A 20,067-nucleotide genomic window follows, 5' to 3' on the forward strand; every position below is an offset into this window, starting at 1 on the left:
CGACTTTTTCAGGAGATTTAACTGCTGTGAGCCTTGTCCGGACAATATTTCAGACAAAACCTACGACAAATGATTATTCATATTATACCTAATTTTCTTTGATTTTTCAAGGGTTTTGAACGATTTTTTTGCCTGTAATCTCGATGAGGTTTGTTTTCGGAAAAGGACGTTTTCATCTTCACTAATTCATTTCTAAATCTGCCTCCTCGTAAAACTGTGTGACCTTCAACAAAAAATATCTGAATCAATGATCGAATCGTTTTTGACCTCCGCCATTCAATGGTAGGAGCTTGGCAACCAAGAACTTCTAGAAATTTTAGGAAACCTGCCCTATCTTAAAAAGTAGATTCTCAGCCATATTTGGATAGAAACTCATTCGTTTTTCCAACATGATTTCTTTATTGAAATAAACCTGAATAGCCTGGTCAGCAATATTAAGTGAGCTAATGGGAAAACAAATCCTACCGGAAGCATTTTTTAATGCTCTCAAAAGAAGCTATCTTTTGACTTTCAAAACGTTTGAATCAAGCTATTCTGTCCTTTTTATATAAAGTAATCCCCCCTAGTTTTAAAGATTTCTAGCTCTCAACTCTGACACGAGTCACAATGCCATCCTGGTCAGTCAGGCTAAATTCTGCAGACGAAAACCAATGAGTTAGCGCCTTATTACCTTGAGACTGGGCAAACATCTTCAACAACTCCTCTTTATTCTCAACTTCAACCACATAGTAGGCAAGACCTGCCATTCCTTGCTCACGAGGAGCTGAATTTTTACCCCCCCCATTCATTAACTGCTAGATGATGATGGTAATCCCCCGATGCTATCCAACTAGCGTGTGGAATCGTGAATTTGTCCTCAAGACCTAGTGAGCCTTGGTAAAAGGCAGACGCTTCTCGACTGTTTTTAACGGATAGATGAACATGCCCCATTCGAGTACCATTTGCAATCACAAAGGGATCTAGTTCTTGTCCCAGTTCATAGATATCTTGAGCAGATAGTTCTTCTGTCACACCAATAATACGGCCATCCTCACGAATATCCCAGACTGTCACAGGTTTATCTCTGTAGAGTTCAATCCCGTTGCCCTCTAAGTCTTCCAAATAGATAGCCTCACTATAACCATGATCAGCTCCGCCAACTAGTGGGATCTTTAAATCTAACAAGTGTTTAAAAACATTAGCCAAGTCTTCGCGACTAGGTAAGAGCAAGGCCATATGATAAAGACCGTAACTCTGCTTAGGATTGCTTGTATCTTCTGTTTGGATTAGTCTTACTAGCGGTTTTCCTCCAACACCTAGAAGAACTTCTTTCTCCGATTGATTCAAAATCTCCAAACCTAATAATTGGTGGTAAAAAGCAGTCTGACCTGCTAAATCTCTAACATTTAAAGCCACCTCTGCCAAATGAATGCGACTATTATATTCGTAAACCATAGAAAACCTTTCTTTGTTGTAACTATATTTATTACATCTATTATACACCCTTATCAGCCAATGTCAATCCAGATGCTTAGAAATAAAAAAGTAAGAACAATCCTCCCCATGTAGGAAGGATTGTTTCGCTTTAATGAGCCAACATTTCTTGCGCGATTTCTTGACCAGATAAATTCTCTGGATAATAGGTTGGCCAGTTGGCCATCTCTTCAAAGAGAGCTTCTTGGCTAGTGCCTCCAAAGAAGATATGGAAATGTCCCGTCTTGACTGGTGCGATATTGTGGTCGCTGAATTGAACATACTTAAATTGCCCAGCGTCCGCATCTGTCGCTTCAAAGAGGAAGCGTACTCCACGATTGCCTTTCTTATAAGTCAAGATTTTCTTGCCGACATACTTGTAAGTATATTTCTTACTTTGGTCACCTTGGATGAATTCCATAGTGTTATCCGTGATATTAATCTTAGATACATCAGTTTGATAGCCTTTTTGATAGTAGGCTTTGTATTCATCCTTGGTCATTTTGCCAGTCAATTTAGCCTTGTAGTCAAAGACTTGATCTAGAGTTCCATTTTCAAGGAAAGGATAGACTGACTGCCAGTTGCCAGCATAGTCACTCAAGGTACGATCCTTGACATCGGCATCTTCAAAGTAACCATTTTGAACGGTTTTAGTTTCCTCGGCTTTTTCTGGCTCAATTTCTGCCCCTGCTTGGTCAGTTGTTTGCTTGAGGGCCTTGAGATTTTTCTCCATAATAGAGATATAGTTTTCACCGGCCTTCATGTCCTCTTCGGTCAAGCTTTCAAGAGGATTCAGAACGTCTAACTTAACTCCTGTTTCTTTTGAGAGAGTATTAGCTAGGGCTTGTGAGGCATTTTCTTCAAAGTAGATATAAGAAATCTTGTTTTTCTTGATATATTCGGTCAATTCTGCCAAGCGGCTTGCTGAAGGCTCCGCATCTGGGGAAAGACCTGAGATAGAAACTTGATTGAGTCCGTAGTCTAAAGCTAAGTAACGAAAGGCCGCGTGTTGAGTCACAAAACTCTTTTGTTTAGCACTAGAAAGTCCTTCAGTATAGGCCTTATCCAGAGCTTGTAATTTCTCGATATAGGCAGCTGCATTTTGCTCAAAGGTTGCTTTTTTATCAGGATAGTCAGCTGATAAACTGTCACGAATGTGCTCTACAAGCTTAATGGCACGCGCAGGAGACAACCATACGTGAGGATCATACTCGTGATGATGACCCTCTTCGCCGTGGTCATGGTCTTCCTCTTCTTCACTACCTGGAAGAAGCAACATATCTCCAGTAGCCTTGATTGTTTTTACTTTTTTGGCATCTAGTGAATCTAAAAGCTTGGGAACCCATGTTTCCATGTTCTCATTTTCATACACAAAGGCGTCGGCGTCTTGGATCTTAGCGACTGCCTTAGGCGATGGTTCATAATCATGTGGTTCTGTCCCTGCCCCAATCAAGAGCTCGACATTGGCTGTATCTCCTGCTACTTGCTTGGTAAATTCGTAGACAGGATAGAAAGTTGTAACGATATTTAATTTCCCGTCTGCTTGTTTTTGATTGGAACAAGCTACCAAGAAAACTGTCACAAGACTTGCCAAAAGTAGGCCTAGTTTTTTCATTTTCTTCTCCTATTTGATAAAACGTTTGAGTAAGCTGACTAACAAAAAGACAACTACAAAGATAAGAGTGATACTTGCACTCGGTGGTGTCTCTGCATAATAGGAAATATAGAGTCCCGCAACCATACCCAGAAAACCAATAACACTGGCAAGTATCATCACAGAACTAAAGTTTTTACCTAGACGCAAAGCAATACTTGCTGGTAAGACCATGATAGTCGATACCAAAAGCGCTCCCGCTGCTGGGATCATGAGGGCAATAGCCACACCAGTCACCATATTAAAGAGGATAGACATGGTACGCACAGGTAAACCGTCTACAAAAGCTGTATCCTCGTCAAAAGTTAGAATATACATGGGTCTTAAAAAGAGGAAGGTCAGGATTAAAACAACCGCTGCAATGACAAAGAGCCCAATTACCTGCTCTTGACTAATAGTCACAATAGAACCAAACAGATATTGGTCCAAACTCATCGAACTAGAACTCTTGCCCTTACTCATCACAATAAGTGAGACTGCAAGCCCTGTAGACATGAGAATAGCTGTCCCAATCTCCATAAAACTCTTATAAACCGTACGGAGATATTCAAGAAAGACCGCTGCAATTAAGACAATGGCAATGGTTGAGATGGTTGGAGAAATCCCCAAAACCAAACCAAAGGCAACCCCTGAAAGCGAGACGTGACTCAGAGTATCACTCATAAGGCTCTGACGACGCAAGATGAGGAAGGTTCCCAGTACTGGCGAAAAGAGACTCATGGCAATAACAGCCAAAAAGGCCCGCTGCATAAAATCATAAGAAAATAGATTAAGCATGTTCCACCTCCTGATCATTTTCATGGACATTGAAACAACGCCATGGCGAATCTTGGTCACGAACAAGGTGGATATTACGATCTGCGTAATCCTTAACTTCTTCAGGATCGTGAGTAATCATCAAAACAGCCTTACCATGATGGTGGGCACTATGGTGCATGAGCTCATAAAATTCATTCTTGGTACCTGCATCCATTCCTGTTGTCGGCTCATCCAAGATAAAGATATCTGGATCTGAAGCAAACATACGTGCAATGACCGCTCTTTGCTTTTGCCCACCGGAGAGAGAACCAATGCGTTTGTCCCGATGTTCCCACATACCGACAGAGTTTAAACTAGCCTTAATGTGTTCTTCATCGTGGGCATTCAACCGACGAAACCAACCTTTTCTTGGATAACGACCGGATTTGACAAATTCATAAACAGTACTTGGAAAACCTGCATTAAAACTTGCAATCTGCTGGGGAAGGTAGGCAATTCTTAATTTTTTCCCATGAATATTTGTCTTTGAGATGGTTACTTTCCCAATTCTCGGTTGTAAAATACCTAGACTAGCCTTGATTAGAGTCGTCTTAGCAGCTCCATTTTCTCCTGTCAGTGTGACAAATTCCCCACTATCAACACTGTAATTGATATGCTCAAGCACAGGTTCCTTGTCATAATAGAAGGACAAATCCTCTACTGTGATGTATCTCATTACTTGATTTCTCCTACTAAAGCAGTTAAAAACCGCTGGATAATTTTTTGTTCGTTTGGTGTGAACTGAGTGGCAACCTGCTCATAAGCCGAGAGGGTATGTTCATGATGATGGTGGTGTTCCTCAGCAATAGGTCGAGCCAAGTCTGTCAATTGATAGAAGACAACACGAGCATCCTTAGGGTCCTTAGACGTTTCTAACATTCCCTCCTTAACCAGGGATTTGATAGCTTTGGTAACGGCAGCTTGACTGACATTGAGACGACGCGCCAACTCAGAGTTGGTGAGCGACTCCTCTGATAAAAGCATGAGAATATGCTCCTGGGTATTGGTCAAGGCTACATCACTCGTGCAATGACCAATGAGAATTTCATGCTGATTTTCAGCTTTTAGGATAATCTCATTTAAAAATTGATCGATATCTTTTGCCAACTGTCTCATGATTTGCTCCTTTCTCAGAACAGAATTTCTATAAATACAAGGTTCTCACACCATTCCTTTACTAGTTAAGTATATCACATCCAAGCAAGGAGTCAAGAAAAAAGATGAAAACACCTGATATGTTTTCATCTTGTAGAATTATTTTTCTTGTTTACGACTAGTCCAGAGGGCTGTCGCTCCAAGAATCATACCCAATAGCATCATGAAAATAGATTGTTCACTACCTGTATTAGGAAGTAATTTTTCTGATACGACTGTCTTGTTGGTAAATTTATCTGCAACCTTATAATCAACTTTTACAGTAGATGTTTGAGCAGGAGTTGTTCCCTGATTTTTCCCTGATGGAGTTGTTTTTGTTGCTGAATCTTGCTCCGATTTAGCTGGAGTTGTCTTTTGAACTTTTCCTGGCTTAGTTGCATCATTTCCTGAATTAGCCGGAGTTGTTCCCTGATTTTTTCCTGGTTGAGTAGGAGTTTTTGCTGAATCTTTTTCTGGTTTTGCTGGATCTGTTGCTGAATCTTTTCCTGGTTTAGCTGGATTTTGCTCTTTACCTTGATCTTCTGGCAGTTTAAATGTTTTTGAATCCACAGAAATCGTGCGTGAGTTTGGATTTACCTTTTCATACTGAGTCAAATCAGCTGTTTTAAGGTAATCTTCAAAGGCAGCATCCATTGAAGGGCCTTCTTCTCTGGCACCACCAAGCATGGTATAACCATCACCACCTGCTGCAAGGAAGTCATTGGTTGCTAGGTAGTAAACTTTTTCCAAATCTAGTTTTTCATAAAGACCAGTCGCACGATTCTTAACTTGAATAGCCAAGACACGTTTGCCTGCAGCTAGATTTGTATCGTAGTAGACCTTGGCTCCTGAAATCTGTAAGAATCCGCCACTTGGTTCTAGCAATGGTTGACCATTTTCATCCAAGACAGTTTTTCCTGCCTTATCAACCTGCAAAATAGATCCGAGTGATTTTTCAAACATTTCAAAAACTTGCTGACCAGTTACTTGAATTTGTGAAATTGTGTTCCCAAATGGTAGAACCGCAATGACATTTCCTTTTGTAATTGGCTTATCTTTAGCAATCGTTTCACGCAGGCCACCACCATTGGTCACAGCGATATCCGTCGGATGACTAAATCCTGTTTGACCATACTGATAGAGAGAATCTGCGACAACATTTCCAAGGTTGGTTTCACGGACACGGACATTTTCACGGTCACCGTTCAATTCAACTGGACTATTTGAAACAACCTCTATAGCATTTTCAGCGTCATACTTTTGTTTGATGTCCTTGACAAGTTTTTCAATTTTTGGATTAGCTTCCAATTTCTTAGCATCTGCAGCCGCAATGAGTGAAGGATTCCCCAATAATTGGCGAGATTTGTAAGTGATTTTACCAACGTTATGGAGATAGCTTCCTGTCTGGTTGTATGTAACATTGTCTCCATAAGTAGTCGATTCTACTGTATGAGAGTGACCGTCAATCACTGTAACACGCTTACCTTTCAAAAGAGGATTTTTTGAAAGTGCTTCTGCAAGTGTTGAACCGCGCCATTCTACTGGTGTTGTTGTATCAACTCCCAAGTGAGCAAGGACAACATAGTGTTTGTAGTCTTTGCCTTCTGCCAAGGCTTTAGCTTGAATTTCTTCGATAACCTTGTTAACCTCGGCAATAGGCTCTGTAAAGGTTACACCTGTAACATTTTTAGGGTGGGTCTTGGTAGCTGTCTCAGGCGTTGTCACACCGATGACGACAAATTCATCACCTTCAACATCCTTGTTCTTATCAACAATTGTTGCCGCTTCAAATAAACGAGCACCATTGACATAAGTGTTTGAGCTGAGCAATGGGAAGTTCAAAATTTCTTTGTATTTTTCAACTTCATCAAGTCCAAAGTCAAACTCATGATTTCCTACAGCCATAGCATCATAGCCCATCTCGTTTAAGATTTTGGCACGTGCTTCACCCTTTGTAGAGTTTGAAATTGGCAGACCTTGGAAGGCATCGCCTGCATCTACTACTAGAGTCGTTTGATCGCTCTTTTCTCGCTCCTTCTCAATAACCGTTGCGAGTTTGGCATCTCCGATTACTCCTTTTTCTTCTACGATACGACCATGCACGTCATTGGTATGCAAGATAACAGTATCTGCTTCTTCTTTTTGAGGTGCAGCCTCTTCAACTGGCGTTGCCGGACTTGTAACAACCTCAGGAGTCGCTGTCACTACTGGTGCTTCTGTAATGCTCACAACTTCTGTAGCTTCTGAAGAACTAGTATTTTCTTCAGCATAGACCTATCCAGCTAAAAAGGCTGGAGCTAATAGGGCTGTCGATAGCACAGGCAACAAAAAACGTTTATTCATATTGAAATCCCTTTCTCTTCTTTCTTTTACCATTATACGCTATTTAGCATCATTTTTAAACTTTTAACCTTTTTGAAGGTAACCTATCCGACATTTCATAAAAAAGTCTGAACAAAAAGTTCAAACTCCTTTTCTATATTATTGAAAATCTTGGATATTCCCATCATAGGTTGCCCAATCTTGACTAAAGAAACGGTCATTAATTTGGTAATCAGGCGCTGTTGTTGGATTGCTCAAAAAGGGATTTACAACCTTATCAAATGCTAACCAGCCTAACCAACCGATATGAATCGTGTCCTTAACAAAGTAGGGATCTCCACCGTTTTTTGAAAAGTCAGCGATATTGGTGAAGCCTTGACTCTCCAACTGGTAACGAATTTTTTCAACTGTGTGTTGATACATCTCCTCACTTAACCCGGTATAATCCATCCATTTTTTATTGACAGGTTGAAAGACAAAGAGCACATTGACCTTAGATTTTGCAAATTGATCGAGCACTAACTGCAAATCATTGTACTCAGGTGATTTGAGAAAGTTAAAATTCTTTTGAGATCCTTCCCATTTTTTCAAATCTTTCTTTAATTTAGTATTGTAAAAATGATTATCTACTCCCAAATCATTATTGGTCGTATTTTCTTCTGCATCCTTACGTGCAATATTTTCCAATTCTTCATAAGAAAATTGATCTGGGAGACTACTCAAATATTTCTCAACGTTATCTTTGTACCTTAATCGTCCACGAATGGAGAATTGTCCAAAAAAAGCTGATTGTTTCTCATTTAATTGCGACGAAATATTAATCATACTTTGGTCGAACTCTGATAATTTTTCTCCTTTGGCTAATTTCTCAACGATGCTCTTCATAGAAACACCAGGATTTTGCTTTAAGAGTCTATTGGCAGCATACTGAGAGGCTGCATCCCCAGATTGATTTTCCAAGAAGGCAGTCAACTGATCATTATTAAAATAGGTTTGGAAAATAGTCGGGTCATGATCTTCTTTTGTAAACCACTGTGGGGAAATGACAAATACCGCTTGCTTATTTTCAAGTTCGGATGTGATTTGTTGTATCCCAAAATACTGACTGAGGGTAGCTGCTCCTGCCTGTCCCATAAAGTAAGGACGATAAGAACGGTCATACTTTTCAGCCAGTACTGCTGGATGCATACTATCAAAACGCATCCACTCACTAGATCCAAAAAAAGGCACAAAACGCATATCAGGATCCGTAAGAGCTCTTACTTTTTGACTTCTTTCCTTAAAGCTTTCTGCACTTATCGAAGCGGCAGAGTATTTTTCCTCCATGAGATTATGACTTGGGCTACTTGGATAGAAACAGATAAGAAGGCACACCAACAAGCCCGCTAGAAAAACAGGCCCGAAAATCAGCCACAAGCGTTTAAGCATTCTTTAACTCCGCAATTCCTGCTACGATTTTATTAGCTGTATTCCAGTCATCACGACCAAATTCTGTAACTGGGACACGAATATCAAAGCGGTTTTCGATTTCCACGATTAATTCAACTGTCCCCATACTATCCAAGACACCTGCATCAAAAAGATCTTCATCCATCATGTCAGAAACATCTTCCATAAACAATTCATCAATAATTTCAATAACTTCTGATTTGATATCCATTTTTTAATTCCTTTTATTTTTTAAACCATAAATCATTCAAAAATCCAGAGAAGATTAAGAATGAAATCATCACGACATGGAAGGTTATCACCATGCCAAGCAACTGAACCCAGCGATTCTCAGGCAAGGGAGCTTGCCCTGCTTTCTTACGTTCTTTATTGAGCGTTTTTTTCTTTCGAACCCAAGCATCATTAATGACTAAGCCCACTCCATGAAAGAGTCCGTAGGCAATGTAAAACCAAGTTATCCCATGCCAGAACCCCATAAGGAGCATGTTCAGGATATAGGCGACACTTGAGGTCACATTTCGATTCTTAAAAAGCTTCTTTCTCGTCATCACCATGACCATGCGCATAAAGACAAAGTCACGGAACCAGAATGATAAACTCATGTGCCAACGATTCCAAAATTCCTTCAAATCCCTTGATAAAAAGGGTTTGTTGAAGTTGATCGGACTACGAATCCCCATCAGATTTGAAATAGCTAGAGCAAACATAGAGTAACCTGCAAAGTCAAAGAAGAGCTCCAAACCAAATGTGTACATGATGGCCACTACATAATAGTTAAAGACGCCACCTGTTTGTAAAGCTAAATTCTTTAGCGGTGGTAATAAAATCTCGCCTAAAATATGAGCTAGGATAAATTTATACAGAAATCCCCACATGATATATCGAACTGACTCAGCTAGCATGTCCATCAACTCATCACGTTCTGGAATCGTCTGATAATTTTCATTAAAACGTTTGAAACGATCAATAGGACCACTTGAAAATGTCGGCATAAAGAGAAGAAAACGCAAATACTCCCACATCTTCAAATCCTTAATGACTCCATCTCGAAGTTCGATGATGATTCCTACCGAACGAAATGTCAAATAAGAAATTCCCAAAAATCCAAGCAAAGACTGCGTTCCATTGATAGCAGGCTGCACCTTGACAAAGATGATGGGAAGTAACGACAACAGACTAACGAGATAGAAAATCCATTTGCCGTCTCGGACTTTTCGATACTGCTTGTAAAAAAGAACCAGTACTATTTGCCAAATTAGATAGATTCCTAAGGCAGCTAATTGATTGGTCTTGCCTCCCGTCAACATAGTGACTATAAAGAAGAGACTAACCAATATTTCATACCAGCCAAAACGTTTTTTGAAAAAAAGACCGATAAAGATTGGCAAGGTAGCGGTAATCACGTAGACAAAGTACTGTAGATTTCCATAAGGCTCAATATGAGGAAGCTGTTTGAGAAGCTCCATCATCTATTATTTACCTCATTGATTAAGCCTTTAATGTCAATCTTGCCATTTGGAGTTAGTGGCAATTCCTTTCTGTAAAGGAACTTAGACGGCATCATGTAAGACATCATAATATCTTCCAAGTCTTCCTTGATCGCTTTCGTGATATCAATTTCGCGCTCAAATTGTTCTTTGACGCCATCTTTTAAGATAACATAGGCCAAGAGGTTTTGAACCTTGTGGTCTTTGTTGTAACGTGGAACTGCAACAGCGGATTCAACATACTGAGATTTATTCAAGTTTTGAGAAACATCTTCTAGCTCAATGCGGTAACCGTTAAACTTGATCTGGAAATCCATCCGTCCACCATAGAGAAGGAGGCCTTCATCTGTCATAGTACCGACATCTCCCGTATGATAGGCTGGCAGACCTTCAAATTCGAAGAAAGCTTCAGCTGTTTTTTCAGGATTATTCATGTAGCCTTTTGAAACAGCTGAACCAGATACGATGATCTCCCCTTGCTCTCCGTTTGGCAGTTTATTGCCCTCTTCATCGATGATGAAGGTAGGTGAATCTTTTTTGGTGTAGCCAATCGGAAGACGTTTCAAGGTTGCTAACATCTCATCTGTAATAGCGACTGCTGATAAAGCAACTGTTGCTTCCGTTGGACCGTAAGCATTGATGATACGCGCATTTGGGAAACGCTCGCGCAATTTCTGAGCGGTTTTAACGGTCAACTCTTCCCCATCAAAGTAGAAATGGGTAATTCCTGGCATCTTTTCAGCATTGAAATCCTCCGACAGCATTGCCATATCTGCAAAAGATGGTGTTGAAGTCCAGATAGCAATCGGAAGTGAAAAGATGGTCGCAAAGAGTTGCTTAAAGTCTTGAGTGATAGCTGATGGAAGAGCAAAAAGCGTACCACCAAGTGCCAAGGTCGGTGCCCAATACATGACAGACAAGTCAAAAGAATAAGGTGGTTGGGCCAACATTTGTGGACGACTTGGCGTCGCAAATTCCCTGTCCGTAATCATCCAGTTGGTAAAGCTGAGCAGATTATCATGGGAAATTTGCACTCCTTTTGGTTTCCCAGTTGTCCCTGATGTAAAGATGATGTAGTAGTTATCATCCCCCTTGACTGGATGCGTCATCTCATAACTTGCCCCTTGAGCAAAGGCATCTTGAACCTGAGCTAGATTCATCATAGGTGTAGAAACCTGCTTCAATGGAAAGTCTGAGATAGCAATAATCAAGCTTGGCTCAGCCACTTCAAGAATGGCAGACACACGCTCCAAGGCAGAGTGGCTATCAATTGGAATGTAGGCATGGCCAGATTTTGTCAAGGCTACAAAGGTAGCCAACATCTCATACTCCTGACCACCAAAAACGACTACAGGAGATTTTTCAGGTAAATCTAGTTGATCGATGGTTGCAGCCAAACTATCCGAATCAGCCTTCAAATCACCATAGGTACGTTCCTCACCAAGAACATTATAGACTGGAAAGCTAGGCTGAGTTTGGGCGAAGTACTCAATCGCTTCAATCATATCTTTTATCGGTTTATTAGACACAGTTCGTTTTCTCCTTAAAGTTAAAATTCATTGTAGATAAAGCCACCCTGACCTTGACCAAGATAACTAAAAAAGTAAAGCAAACCCAGTAAAACAATAAAATACAGGACCGTTTGCCCTAAAAAAATATATAATGGTTTCTTTCTATCCATGATCGATTTCTTTTCTGTAAATTTCCGTCAATTTTCCCACAAACAATTACTATTTTTTCTTGTTCCCATTTTACCACTTTATTCCCTCTATTTTCAACTGTTTACCATTTTTAGAAAGCACATTTTAGCTTATTTTAAGACAAGTTAAAATATTAATGTTTTGCCCTTAAAAACAACAAAGTTTGAGAATCCAATCTCAAACTTTGTTACAAATAACTCTTTTATCTTAGAAAAGTGAGAATACAAGTACGGCCAAGGCTGCACCGATAACAGGGCCTACAACTGGAATCCAGGCATAAGACCAGTCTCCGTCTCCCTTGTTGGGAATTGGTAGAAGGCTGTGCATGATACGAGGGCCAAGGTCACGCGCAGGGTTCAAGGCATAGCCTGTTGTCCCACCTAGTGACAAACCAATACCGACAATCAACGTTCCCACTGCAAAGGTTCCGATACCAGGCTGAAGGTCATAAAGCCCCAAAGCAAAGATTGTCAACACCAAAACAAAGGTTCCAAGGATTTCACTGATCAAGTTAGAAACTGTATCCTTGATGGCTGGCCCAGTACTGAAGGTTGCCAGGATATTGCCTGCATTTTCTTCAGCCTCATAATGCGGCTTGAATTGCAACCAAACCAAAATCTGACCGAGCATAGCTCCTGCAAACTGGGCTAGGATATAAGGGAATACTGATGCCCAAGGCAGGCCACCTTTTAAGGCCACACCAATGGTCACAGCTGGGTTTAAATGAGCTGGACTGAGCTTGCCAGACACAAAGGCTGCGACAGCAACGGCAATCCCCCAACCCATAGTGATGACAATCCATCCTGAATTGTTACTCTTAGTTTTGGGAAGAACCACACCTGCAACAACACCATTTCCTAGAAGAATCAGGATTAAAGTTCCCAAAAATTCTCCAAATAATTCTTTCATCATATCTTTGTCTCCATTTAAAAGAAGGAGAGAGAAAGCAAGGAACGCTTGTCTCCCTCTCTTCTAGTTTTTCTTAATTTTTTAATGCTGCCAAGTCATTTTGAGCAAGAGCTGCTTCGACATCAACACGGTAAGTTGTTTTCTCTTCTTCTGTCCAGTCATAGAATCGTCCCATTTCATCCAAAACTGGCTCTACGATGCTGTCCAAGCTATCACGCATAAAGAGCATGTAGTTGGTACGACGAAGGAGGAAGTCAACTGGGCTAAGTGCCAACTCATTGCGCATTGCATAGTGAAGCGACAAGGTGTCTGCCAAGCTGAGTCCTGGCGCTTGTTCCAAGCTGTGAGCAAGGGCAAAGACCTTCGGTGCATTTGAACCGTAAAGATTTGCTAGATAGTGGGCTTCCTTACTATCCAAACCACGAGAAACTCCCAGTTGCGCAAAGGCTTCGATTTCTGAGTCCACATTTGCTGGGTTCAATTCTCCACCTGAAACAGGGTAAGTCTTAGAGTTGATAAGTTTAAAGCTGCGGTCAAATTCTGCTTTGAGGATGTCAACCACGCGCTCCATAGCTCCTTCAGCCATCTTACGGTAGTCTGTGATTTTACCACCAGCAAGGGTCAAAAGGCCATTGTCATCACGGTCCAAGCTAGACCCACGAGAAACTGCAGATGGATCCAAATGTTTCTCAGATGTGCTGCTTTCAAGCTTGCTGACAGCAGATTCAACATCTTCACGCGTTTTTTCTTTCGATAGATAAGCTTCAACAGTCGCAATCAAGTTGTTAAAGCTTTCATCACTGATAGTTCCGTTATTTCCGCCATTGTAGTCAGAAGCGCTATTACCTGCAATCAATGGACGAAGACCTGCCCAGCTGCTTTCGATATCGTCAATAGTGATGTTAGCTTCTGGGAAGCGGTTGTTGACAATGCCAAGTAGGTAATCTACATCTTCTTGAGTCACTTTTGGATGTTCCAAATCGCCTGTGTAGTCTGTATCTGTTGTACCGAAGTAAGTCTTGTTTTCACGTGGGAGAACAAAGACCATACGACCGTCACCCAAACCTGTGTCAAAGTAAACTGGCTGTGAGACCTTAATCTTGCTTGAATCCACTACCAAGTGAACTCCCTTAGTTGGACGCATTTGTGAGAATTGTGTTCCCTTATTAGACAAATTGCGTACCTTATCGCTCCAAGGACCTGTTGTGTTGATCACCAGACGAGCCTTGATTTCAAAGACTTGGTCTGTCAACAAATCACGAGCTACAACACCTGTAATCTTGCCACTTTCGTCAAAGAGGAATCCTTCTGCCTTCACGTGGTTGGCAATGAGGGCACCATCTTGGTTAGCACGTTTGATGTTTTCAATCACGAGACGGGCATCGTTGTTACGGAAGTCAAGGTAAACCCCACCTCCTACCAAACCTTCTTTCTTCAAGTTTGGTTGACGTTCCAAGACTTCTTCCTTGCTCAAAACCTTGTTAGCAGCTGGCGTGTTATTAACCCCTGCCAAGAGGTCGTAAAGGTCCATAGCTACTTTAAGACGGAAGAGGCTAAAGGTCGCTCCATCCTCATCGTAAACTGGTAAAAGCATTGGGTCCGGTTTTGGAATATGTGGAGCAATTTGTTGAACCACTGCACGTTCAGAAACCGTATCTGACACCACTTCTACGTCGAATTGTTTGAGGTAGCGAAGACCTCCGTGAACCAATTTTGTCGAACGGCTTGATGTTCCTTCTGCGAAGTCCTGCATTTCAATCAAACCAGTATCAAGACCACTAGCTGCCGCCTGCAAGGCTACACCAGCCCCTGTAATTCCCCCACCGATAATCAAGAGGTCCAGGGTACGTTCCTGCATTTTTTGAATTGATAATTCACGTGTTTTCTTTGAAAATTCCATATTTACACACTTTCTAACTGAGTCGCTTTATTCTCCTAGTATTAGTTGTTATTAGTCGTCGATTTCCGCAAAGACTTGCGTTGCTTTCACAGCCTTCTTCCAGCCCTTGTAGAGTTGTTCCTTACGCGATTCGTTCATGGATGGCTCAAAAAGTTCTCCTGTCTCATTCAAGAGTTTCAACTCATCCAAATCCTTCCAGTAGCCTACTGACAAACCTGCTAGGAAGGCTGCTCCTAGAGCAGTTGTTTCCAAATTTTTGGCGCGGGCAATATCGATTCCTAAGATATCAGCCTGGAACTGCATGAGGAAGTTGTTCATAGCTGCACCGCCATCCACCTTCAAGACTTGGATAGCTGTCTGAGCATCCACTTGCATCGTGTCAATGATATCACGTACTTGATAAGCGATAGATTGCAAGGTTGCCTTGATAAAGTCTTCTTTGCTTGTTCCACGAGTCAAGCCAAAGACAGAACCGCGAGCGTTTTGGTTCCAATATGGAGCACCTAGACCTGTGAAGGCCGGAACGACATAAACTTCGTCGTTGTTGTGCGAATCACGAGCGTATTTTTCAGACTCTGGTGAGTTTTCAACCATGCGAAGGCCGTCACGAAGCCACTGAATAGCACTTCCTGCGATAAAGATAGAACCTTCCAAGGCATAATAAACCTTGCCGTTGATTCCGTAACCAATGGTTGTCAAAAGATTGTTCTCAGACAACTGCATCTCTTCCCCAGTATTCATGATGATGAAAGAACCTGTTCCGTAAGTATTTTTGACCATACCAGGCTCAAAAGCCAACTGTCCAAAGAGGGCTGCCTGTTGGTCCCCAGCCATACCTGAGATTGGCACTTCACCGCCGTAGAAATGGAAAGGAGCTGTCTTACCGTAGATTTCAGAGTTAGAACGAACTTCTGGAAGCATAGCCTTCGGAATGTTGAGGATTTCCAAAATCTCATCATCCCATTTGAGTTCTTTAATGTTATAGAGCATGGTACGAGCCGCATTTGAGTAGTCGGTCACGTGAGCCGCACCATCAGTCAATTTCCAAACCAACCAAGTATCGATAGTACCAAAGAGCAACTCACCCTTTTCTGCTCGCTCTTGAGCGCCTTCTACATGGTCCAAGATCCAACGAACCTTGGTCGCAGAGAAGTAAGCATCGATGATCAGACCAGTCTTCTCATGGAATTTCTCTACATAACCTTGTTTTTTTAGTTGTTCAGCCAAAGGCGCTGTCTGGCGAGACTGCCAAACGATGGCATTATAGATAGGAAGACCTGTCTTTTTATCCCAAACAACTGTCGTTTCACGCTGGTTGGTAATCCCGATAGCTTGGATTTGATTTGGCTTGATACCACTTTCGATAAAAGCCCCAGCGATTACTGACTGCACAGAGTTCCAAATTTCATTGGCATTGTGCTCAACCCAACCTGCTTGTGGAAAGATTTGTGTGAATTCTTTTTGACTTGAGCTGACCTTTTCCCCTTTTTTGTTAAAAATAATGGCACGAGAACTGGTAGTTCCTTGGTCAATGGCCATAATGTATTTTTCTTGTGACATGTGCTGTCCTCCTGATAAAGATCTTGAGGTTATTTCCTCTTTACAGTAACTAGTATACAAAATAAAGCGCTTTCTTGTTTATCAAGTTTTTTAAAATTTTAAAAAAAATTGATAAGATTGTGAGAATTTCACAAAAAAGGCCTGGATTCCCAAGCCTTTTAAGCAAATAATATCTGACGAATCGCTGCCAAATCTTCCATATCTAAGTCGTTTTTTAAATAATATACTGGAGTCTGGTCTTTTTTATGAATAGGATTATTGGTAACCAGCAAATCGTAGTATCGACTAGGGTCATAGGCTTCAATAGTAATAAAACGATTGTATTCCAAATAGCGTTTCAAGATAGCAGTCATTCTTGAAAAGACAAGAAAACCCGCTGTTACATCTAGACCAATCCGCATATGATGACCGTCATTTTCTGCCATGTATTCCATCAATTGAAGCAATTCCCAAAGTATTTTTTTATCCAAGTCCGTCTCCTGCTGAAAGGCAGGTAAAGCATGAAAAATCTCCTCTGCTGTCTCTTTAAAATCATGTTCCATCAGCAAATAAGGATGACGATTCTCTAACTGGTACTTATAGCGGTCTTGTAAAATATAGCCCTTGAATAGATAGACTTGGCCACAAAATTGACTCAGTTCATAGGTGACATGGTCTTCCGTATAACCGCCTAGCAAGCCCTCTTTCTTCATTTTTTGAATCAGTTGCGTCAACAAATCTGCCAGCCGCCCTCCAAACCCAAGGATATACTCCATGGTATGTAGGGGCAAAATGCGATGAGAAAGAAGAAAAGAGAAGAAAATCATCATCTCACCATCCTCAGTTCCCAAAGGAATGTGTTGCCCAGCAAAAAAGGACGGTGTCTTTCTCAACAAGCGAAGGTAGAAAATATTGTCAAAATAGCCTCGCATTTTATCTTCTATGACTTGAAATTGACAGGCATTGACACGTAGACGTTGTTGGCTGATATGATTCCACAAAATCAAGTCTAACTTCTGCCCCGAAGACAATTGAGCACCACAGATTTCTTCTAAACTAGCAATCTCCCGCCTTCTCTCAGGCTTTTGCATTTCATTTCCCCAGTCCTTACTCGACCAAACCTTACGTAAAAGACAGAAATAAAAGTAACGAATCTGGTGCTCTGGACCTCGCAAACGTCCGTTTTGGATAGATAAATCAAATTCGGATAAAATCTGATTTAAACCAGATAAGTGGCGCCCAAGCGTGGCCTCACTGACCATCAATTCTTGAACCAGCTGATGGGCTTGAAACTGCTGGTGATAGAGCAGATATAGTAAAATCTGGTATTTCACCGCATTGTCTAAAAATAGGCGACGAATATCACGCCCCTTAGTAGTCGCACCGACTGACAAGTTGACCTGCTCTTCCTGTAAATGAATCTGTACATCTAGACCAACTGTTTGCGCTCTTTCATTTGTGAATAAGATGTACTTGGTCACAGTCGCTTTAGAGAAGCCCGTCTCCTCCATCAGTGCTTTTAAGGTCGTTTGTGACTCCTGCAATAAAAAAGAAAGGACTAAAAATTGACCAGCTTCAGCTTTTTCCATCAAGTCTCCTAAATACATTTGTTACCCCTTTCATTTTCTTCTTCAAGCATAGCATAAATTAAAAAAATGCTAAAATAATCTGTTTATCTTTTCGGTTTTTCCCTAGTTTCAAACTCAAATAATCCTCAGAATCAGCAAACACCCCACTCCCCCTTTGGGCTTTTTTATGCTAAAATAGTAGCTATGGATAAAATTATTAAAACTATATCAGAAAGCGGGGCTTTTCGTGCTTATGTTCTTGATAGCACTGAAACCGTCCGCACTGCTCAAGAAAAACATCAAACCCAAGCTAGCTCAACTGTTGCACTTGGCCGCACTCTTATCGCCAGCCAGATTCTCGCAGCCAATGAAAAAGGAAATACCAAGCTAACGGTTAAAGTTCTTGGAACTAGCTCTCTAGGAGCCATCATCACCGTCGCAGATACCAAAGGAAATGTCAAAGGCTACGTCCAAAATCCTGGTGTTGACATCAAAAAGACTGCAACTGGTGAAGTTCTAGTCGGACCTTTTGTTGGAAATGGTCAATTTCTCGTTATCACAGACTATGGCACTGGAAATCCTTATAACTCTATGACTCCGCTTATCTCTGGAGAAATCGGTGAAGATCTTGCCTTCTACTTAACAGAAAGCCAGCAAACTCCGTCAGCAGTTGGTCTCAATGTCCTTTTGGACGAAGAAGACAAGGTCAAAGTAGCAGGTGGTTTCCTAGTTCAAGTCTTGCCGGGAGCCAAGGATGAAGAGATTGCTCGCTTTGAAAAACGCATCCAAGAAATGCCTGCCATTTCAACACTTCTCGAGAGTGAAGACCATATCGAAGCTCTTCTTAAAGCCATCTATGGTGACGAACCATACAAACGCTTGTCTGAAGAAGAGATTCGTTTCCAATGTGACTGTAGCAAAGAACGCTTTATGAAAGCTCTTTCTAGTCTCCCAAGCTCAGACTTGCAGGAAATGAAGGATCAAGATCACGGGGCGGAAATCACTTGTCAATTCTGTCAAACAACTTACAACTTTAACGAAAATGATTTGGAGGAACTCATTCGTGACAAATCTTAATACACCTTTTATGATTGGCAATGTTGAGATTCCCAATCGTACCGTTTTAGCACCCATGGCCGGTGTGACCAACTCAGCCTTTCGTACTATCGCAAAAGAGCTCGGTGCAGGACTCGTTGTCATGGAAATGGTCTCTGACAAGGGAATCCAATATAACAACGAAAAAACCCTACACATGCTTCATATCGATGAAGGCGAAAACCCAGTCTCTATCCAACTCTTTGGTAGCGATGAAGACAGCCTCGCACGCGCAGCAGAATTCATCCAAGAAAATACTAAGACCGATATCGTCGATATCAACATGGGTTGCCCAGTTAATAAAATCGTAAAAAACGAAGCTGGCGCTATGTGGCTCAAGGATCCAGACAAGATCTACTCTATCATTAACAAAGTTCAATCAGTCCTTGATATCCCTCTCACTGTCAAAATGCGTACGGGCTGGTCTGACCCATCTCTAGCTGTGGAAAATGCCCTCGCCGCTGAGGCTGCAGGTGTCTCTGCACTTGCTATGCACGGTCGTACTCGTGAACAAATGTACACTGGACATGCAGATTTGGAGACTCTTCACAAGGTTGCACAAGCTCTGACAAAAATTCCATTTATCGCTAACGGTGACATTCGCACTGTCCAAGAAGCTAAACAACGCATCGAAGAAGTCGGTGCTGATGCCGTTATGATTGGACGCGCAGCTATGGGGAATCCTTACCTCTTCAATCAAATCAATCACTACTTTGAAACTGGAGAAATCCTTCCTGATTTAACCTTTGAAGACAAGATGAACATCGCCTACGAGCATTTGAAACGCTTAATCAACCTCAAGGGAGAAAAGGTTGCGGTCCGTGAATTCCGTGGACTCGCTCCTCACTACCTCCGTGGAACATCAGGTGCAGCTAAACTCCGTGGTGCTATCTCACAAGCAAGCACACTAGCCGAGATTGAAGCTCTATTGCAATTAGATAAGGCTTAAACTTCTATACTACCTTTCGAGTAAGGGTTGATTTCTCGCCCATCTCACACCACCATACGTGTCGTTCGGCATACGGCGTTTTAACGTATAGCATTCAAGGTAACAATCCAA

General features: G+C 41.5%; 15 protein-coding genes and 2 pseudogenes. 2 read left to right on the forward strand and 15 right to left on the reverse strand.

Annotation, left to right across the window (positions count from 1 at the left end; translation table 11 throughout):
• Positions 1-578: 578 nt before the first annotated feature.
• The 15 genes and pseudogenes from QM374_RS05030 to QM374_RS05100 all read right to left on the reverse strand — a co-directional run bounded on the left by QM374_RS05030 (position 579) and on the right by QM374_RS05100 (position 17,951).
• Positions 579-1,434, reverse strand: a pseudogene (locus QM374_RS05030) (VOC family protein).
• A 130-nt stretch (positions 1,435-1,564) separates the two neighbouring features.
• Positions 1,565-3,067, reverse strand: coding sequence for a zinc ABC transporter substrate-binding protein AdcA (locus QM374_RS05035; protein WP_414311059.1), 1,503 nt, complete (start codon positions 3,065-3,067; stop codon positions 1,565-1,567).
• A 9-nt stretch (positions 3,068-3,076) separates the two neighbouring features.
• The gene (locus tag QM374_RS05040; RefSeq protein WP_075232377.1) at positions 3,077-3,883 is read right to left on the reverse strand and encodes a metal ABC transporter permease; all 807 of its coding nucleotides are present in this window, start codon (positions 3,881-3,883) and stop codon (positions 3,077-3,079) included.
• Positions 3,876-4,580 (reverse strand): metal ABC transporter ATP-binding protein, encoded by a 705-nt coding sequence (locus tag QM374_RS05045; protein WP_001269493.1) that lies wholly within the window; start codon positions 4,578-4,580, stop codon positions 3,876-3,878. The genes QM374_RS05040 and QM374_RS05045 overlap by 8 nt, the downstream gene beginning before the upstream one ends.
• Positions 4,580-5,020 (reverse strand): zinc-dependent transcriptional regulator AdcR, encoded by a 441-nt coding sequence (gene adcR, locus QM374_RS05050; protein ID WP_414311060.1) that lies wholly within the window; start codon positions 5,018-5,020, stop codon positions 4,580-4,582. The genes QM374_RS05045 and adcR overlap by 1 nt, the downstream gene beginning before the upstream one ends.
• A 138-nt stretch (positions 5,021-5,158) precedes the next feature.
• Positions 5,159-7,381, reverse strand: a pseudogene (gene nt5e, locus QM374_RS05055) (cell surface ecto-5'-nucleotidase Nt5e).
• Positions 7,382-7,519: 138 nt separating this feature from the next.
• The gene (gene dltD, locus QM374_RS05060; protein ID WP_414311061.1) at positions 7,520-8,788 is read right to left on the reverse strand and encodes a D-alanyl-lipoteichoic acid biosynthesis protein DltD; all 1,269 of its coding nucleotides are present in this window, start codon (positions 8,786-8,788) and stop codon (positions 7,520-7,522) included.
• Positions 8,781-9,020 (reverse strand): D-alanine--poly(phosphoribitol) ligase subunit DltC, encoded by a 240-nt coding sequence (gene dltC, locus QM374_RS05065; protein ID WP_036757952.1) that lies wholly within the window; start codon positions 9,018-9,020, stop codon positions 8,781-8,783. The genes dltD and dltC overlap by 8 nt, the downstream gene beginning before the upstream one ends.
• Positions 9,021-9,033: 13 nt before the next feature.
• On the reverse strand, positions 9,034-10,278 hold the full coding sequence (gene dltB / locus QM374_RS05070) for a D-alanyl-lipoteichoic acid biosynthesis protein DltB (RefSeq protein ID WP_414311062.1): 1,245 nt from the start codon (positions 10,276-10,278) through the stop codon (positions 9,034-9,036).
• Positions 10,275-11,825: a D-alanine--poly(phosphoribitol) ligase subunit DltA gene (dltA, locus tag QM374_RS05075; RefSeq protein ID WP_414311063.1), complete on the reverse strand. Its 1,551-nt coding sequence runs from the start codon at positions 11,823-11,825 to the stop codon at positions 10,275-10,277. The genes dltB and dltA overlap by 4 nt, the downstream gene beginning before the upstream one ends.
• A 20-nt stretch (positions 11,826-11,845) precedes the next feature.
• Positions 11,846-11,977 (reverse strand): teichoic acid D-Ala incorporation-associated protein DltX, encoded by a 132-nt coding sequence (locus QM374_RS05080; protein WP_000375187.1) that lies wholly within the window; start codon positions 11,975-11,977, stop codon positions 11,846-11,848.
• 226 nt (positions 11,978-12,203) lie between these two features.
• Positions 12,204-12,908, reverse strand: a complete 705-nt coding sequence (locus QM374_RS05085; protein WP_414311064.1) for an MIP/aquaporin family protein — start codon at positions 12,906-12,908, stop codon at positions 12,204-12,206.
• Between the two features lie 70 nt (positions 12,909-12,978).
• A complete protein-coding gene (gene glpO / locus QM374_RS05090; protein WP_414311065.1) occupies positions 12,979-14,805 on the reverse strand; it encodes a type 1 glycerol-3-phosphate oxidase in 1,827 nt (608 codons plus the stop codon).
• Positions 14,806-14,856: 51 nt separating this feature from the next.
• Complete coding sequence (glpK, locus tag QM374_RS05095; protein ID WP_075232366.1) at positions 14,857-16,365, reverse strand: glycerol kinase GlpK; 1,509 nt, start codon at positions 16,363-16,365, stop codon at positions 14,857-14,859.
• A 158-nt stretch (positions 16,366-16,523) separates the two neighbouring features.
• A complete protein-coding gene (locus QM374_RS05100; RefSeq protein ID WP_414311066.1) occupies positions 16,524-17,951 on the reverse strand; it encodes a helix-turn-helix domain-containing protein in 1,428 nt (475 codons plus the stop codon).
• 165 nt (positions 17,952-18,116) lie between these two features.
• On the opposite strand from QM374_RS05100, the gene hslO reads away from it, so the two are divergent.
• Positions 18,117-18,989 carry an Hsp33 family molecular chaperone HslO gene (hslO, locus tag QM374_RS05105; protein ID WP_414311067.1) on the forward strand — a complete coding sequence of 291 codons (873 nt, stop codon included), beginning with the start codon at positions 18,117-18,119 and terminating at the stop codon, positions 18,987-18,989.
• A complete protein-coding gene (dusB, locus tag QM374_RS05110; protein WP_000183319.1) occupies positions 18,976-19,956 on the forward strand; it encodes a tRNA dihydrouridine synthase DusB in 981 nt (326 codons plus the stop codon). Before hslO ends, dusB begins: the two co-directional genes overlap by 14 nt.
• Positions 19,957-20,067 lie beyond the last annotated feature (111 nt).

It is taken from the genome of Streptococcus infantis (assembly GCF_047465525.1).
In the GTDB taxonomy this organism is placed as follows: domain Bacteria; phylum Bacillota; class Bacilli; order Lactobacillales; family Streptococcaceae; genus Streptococcus; species Streptococcus infantis_R.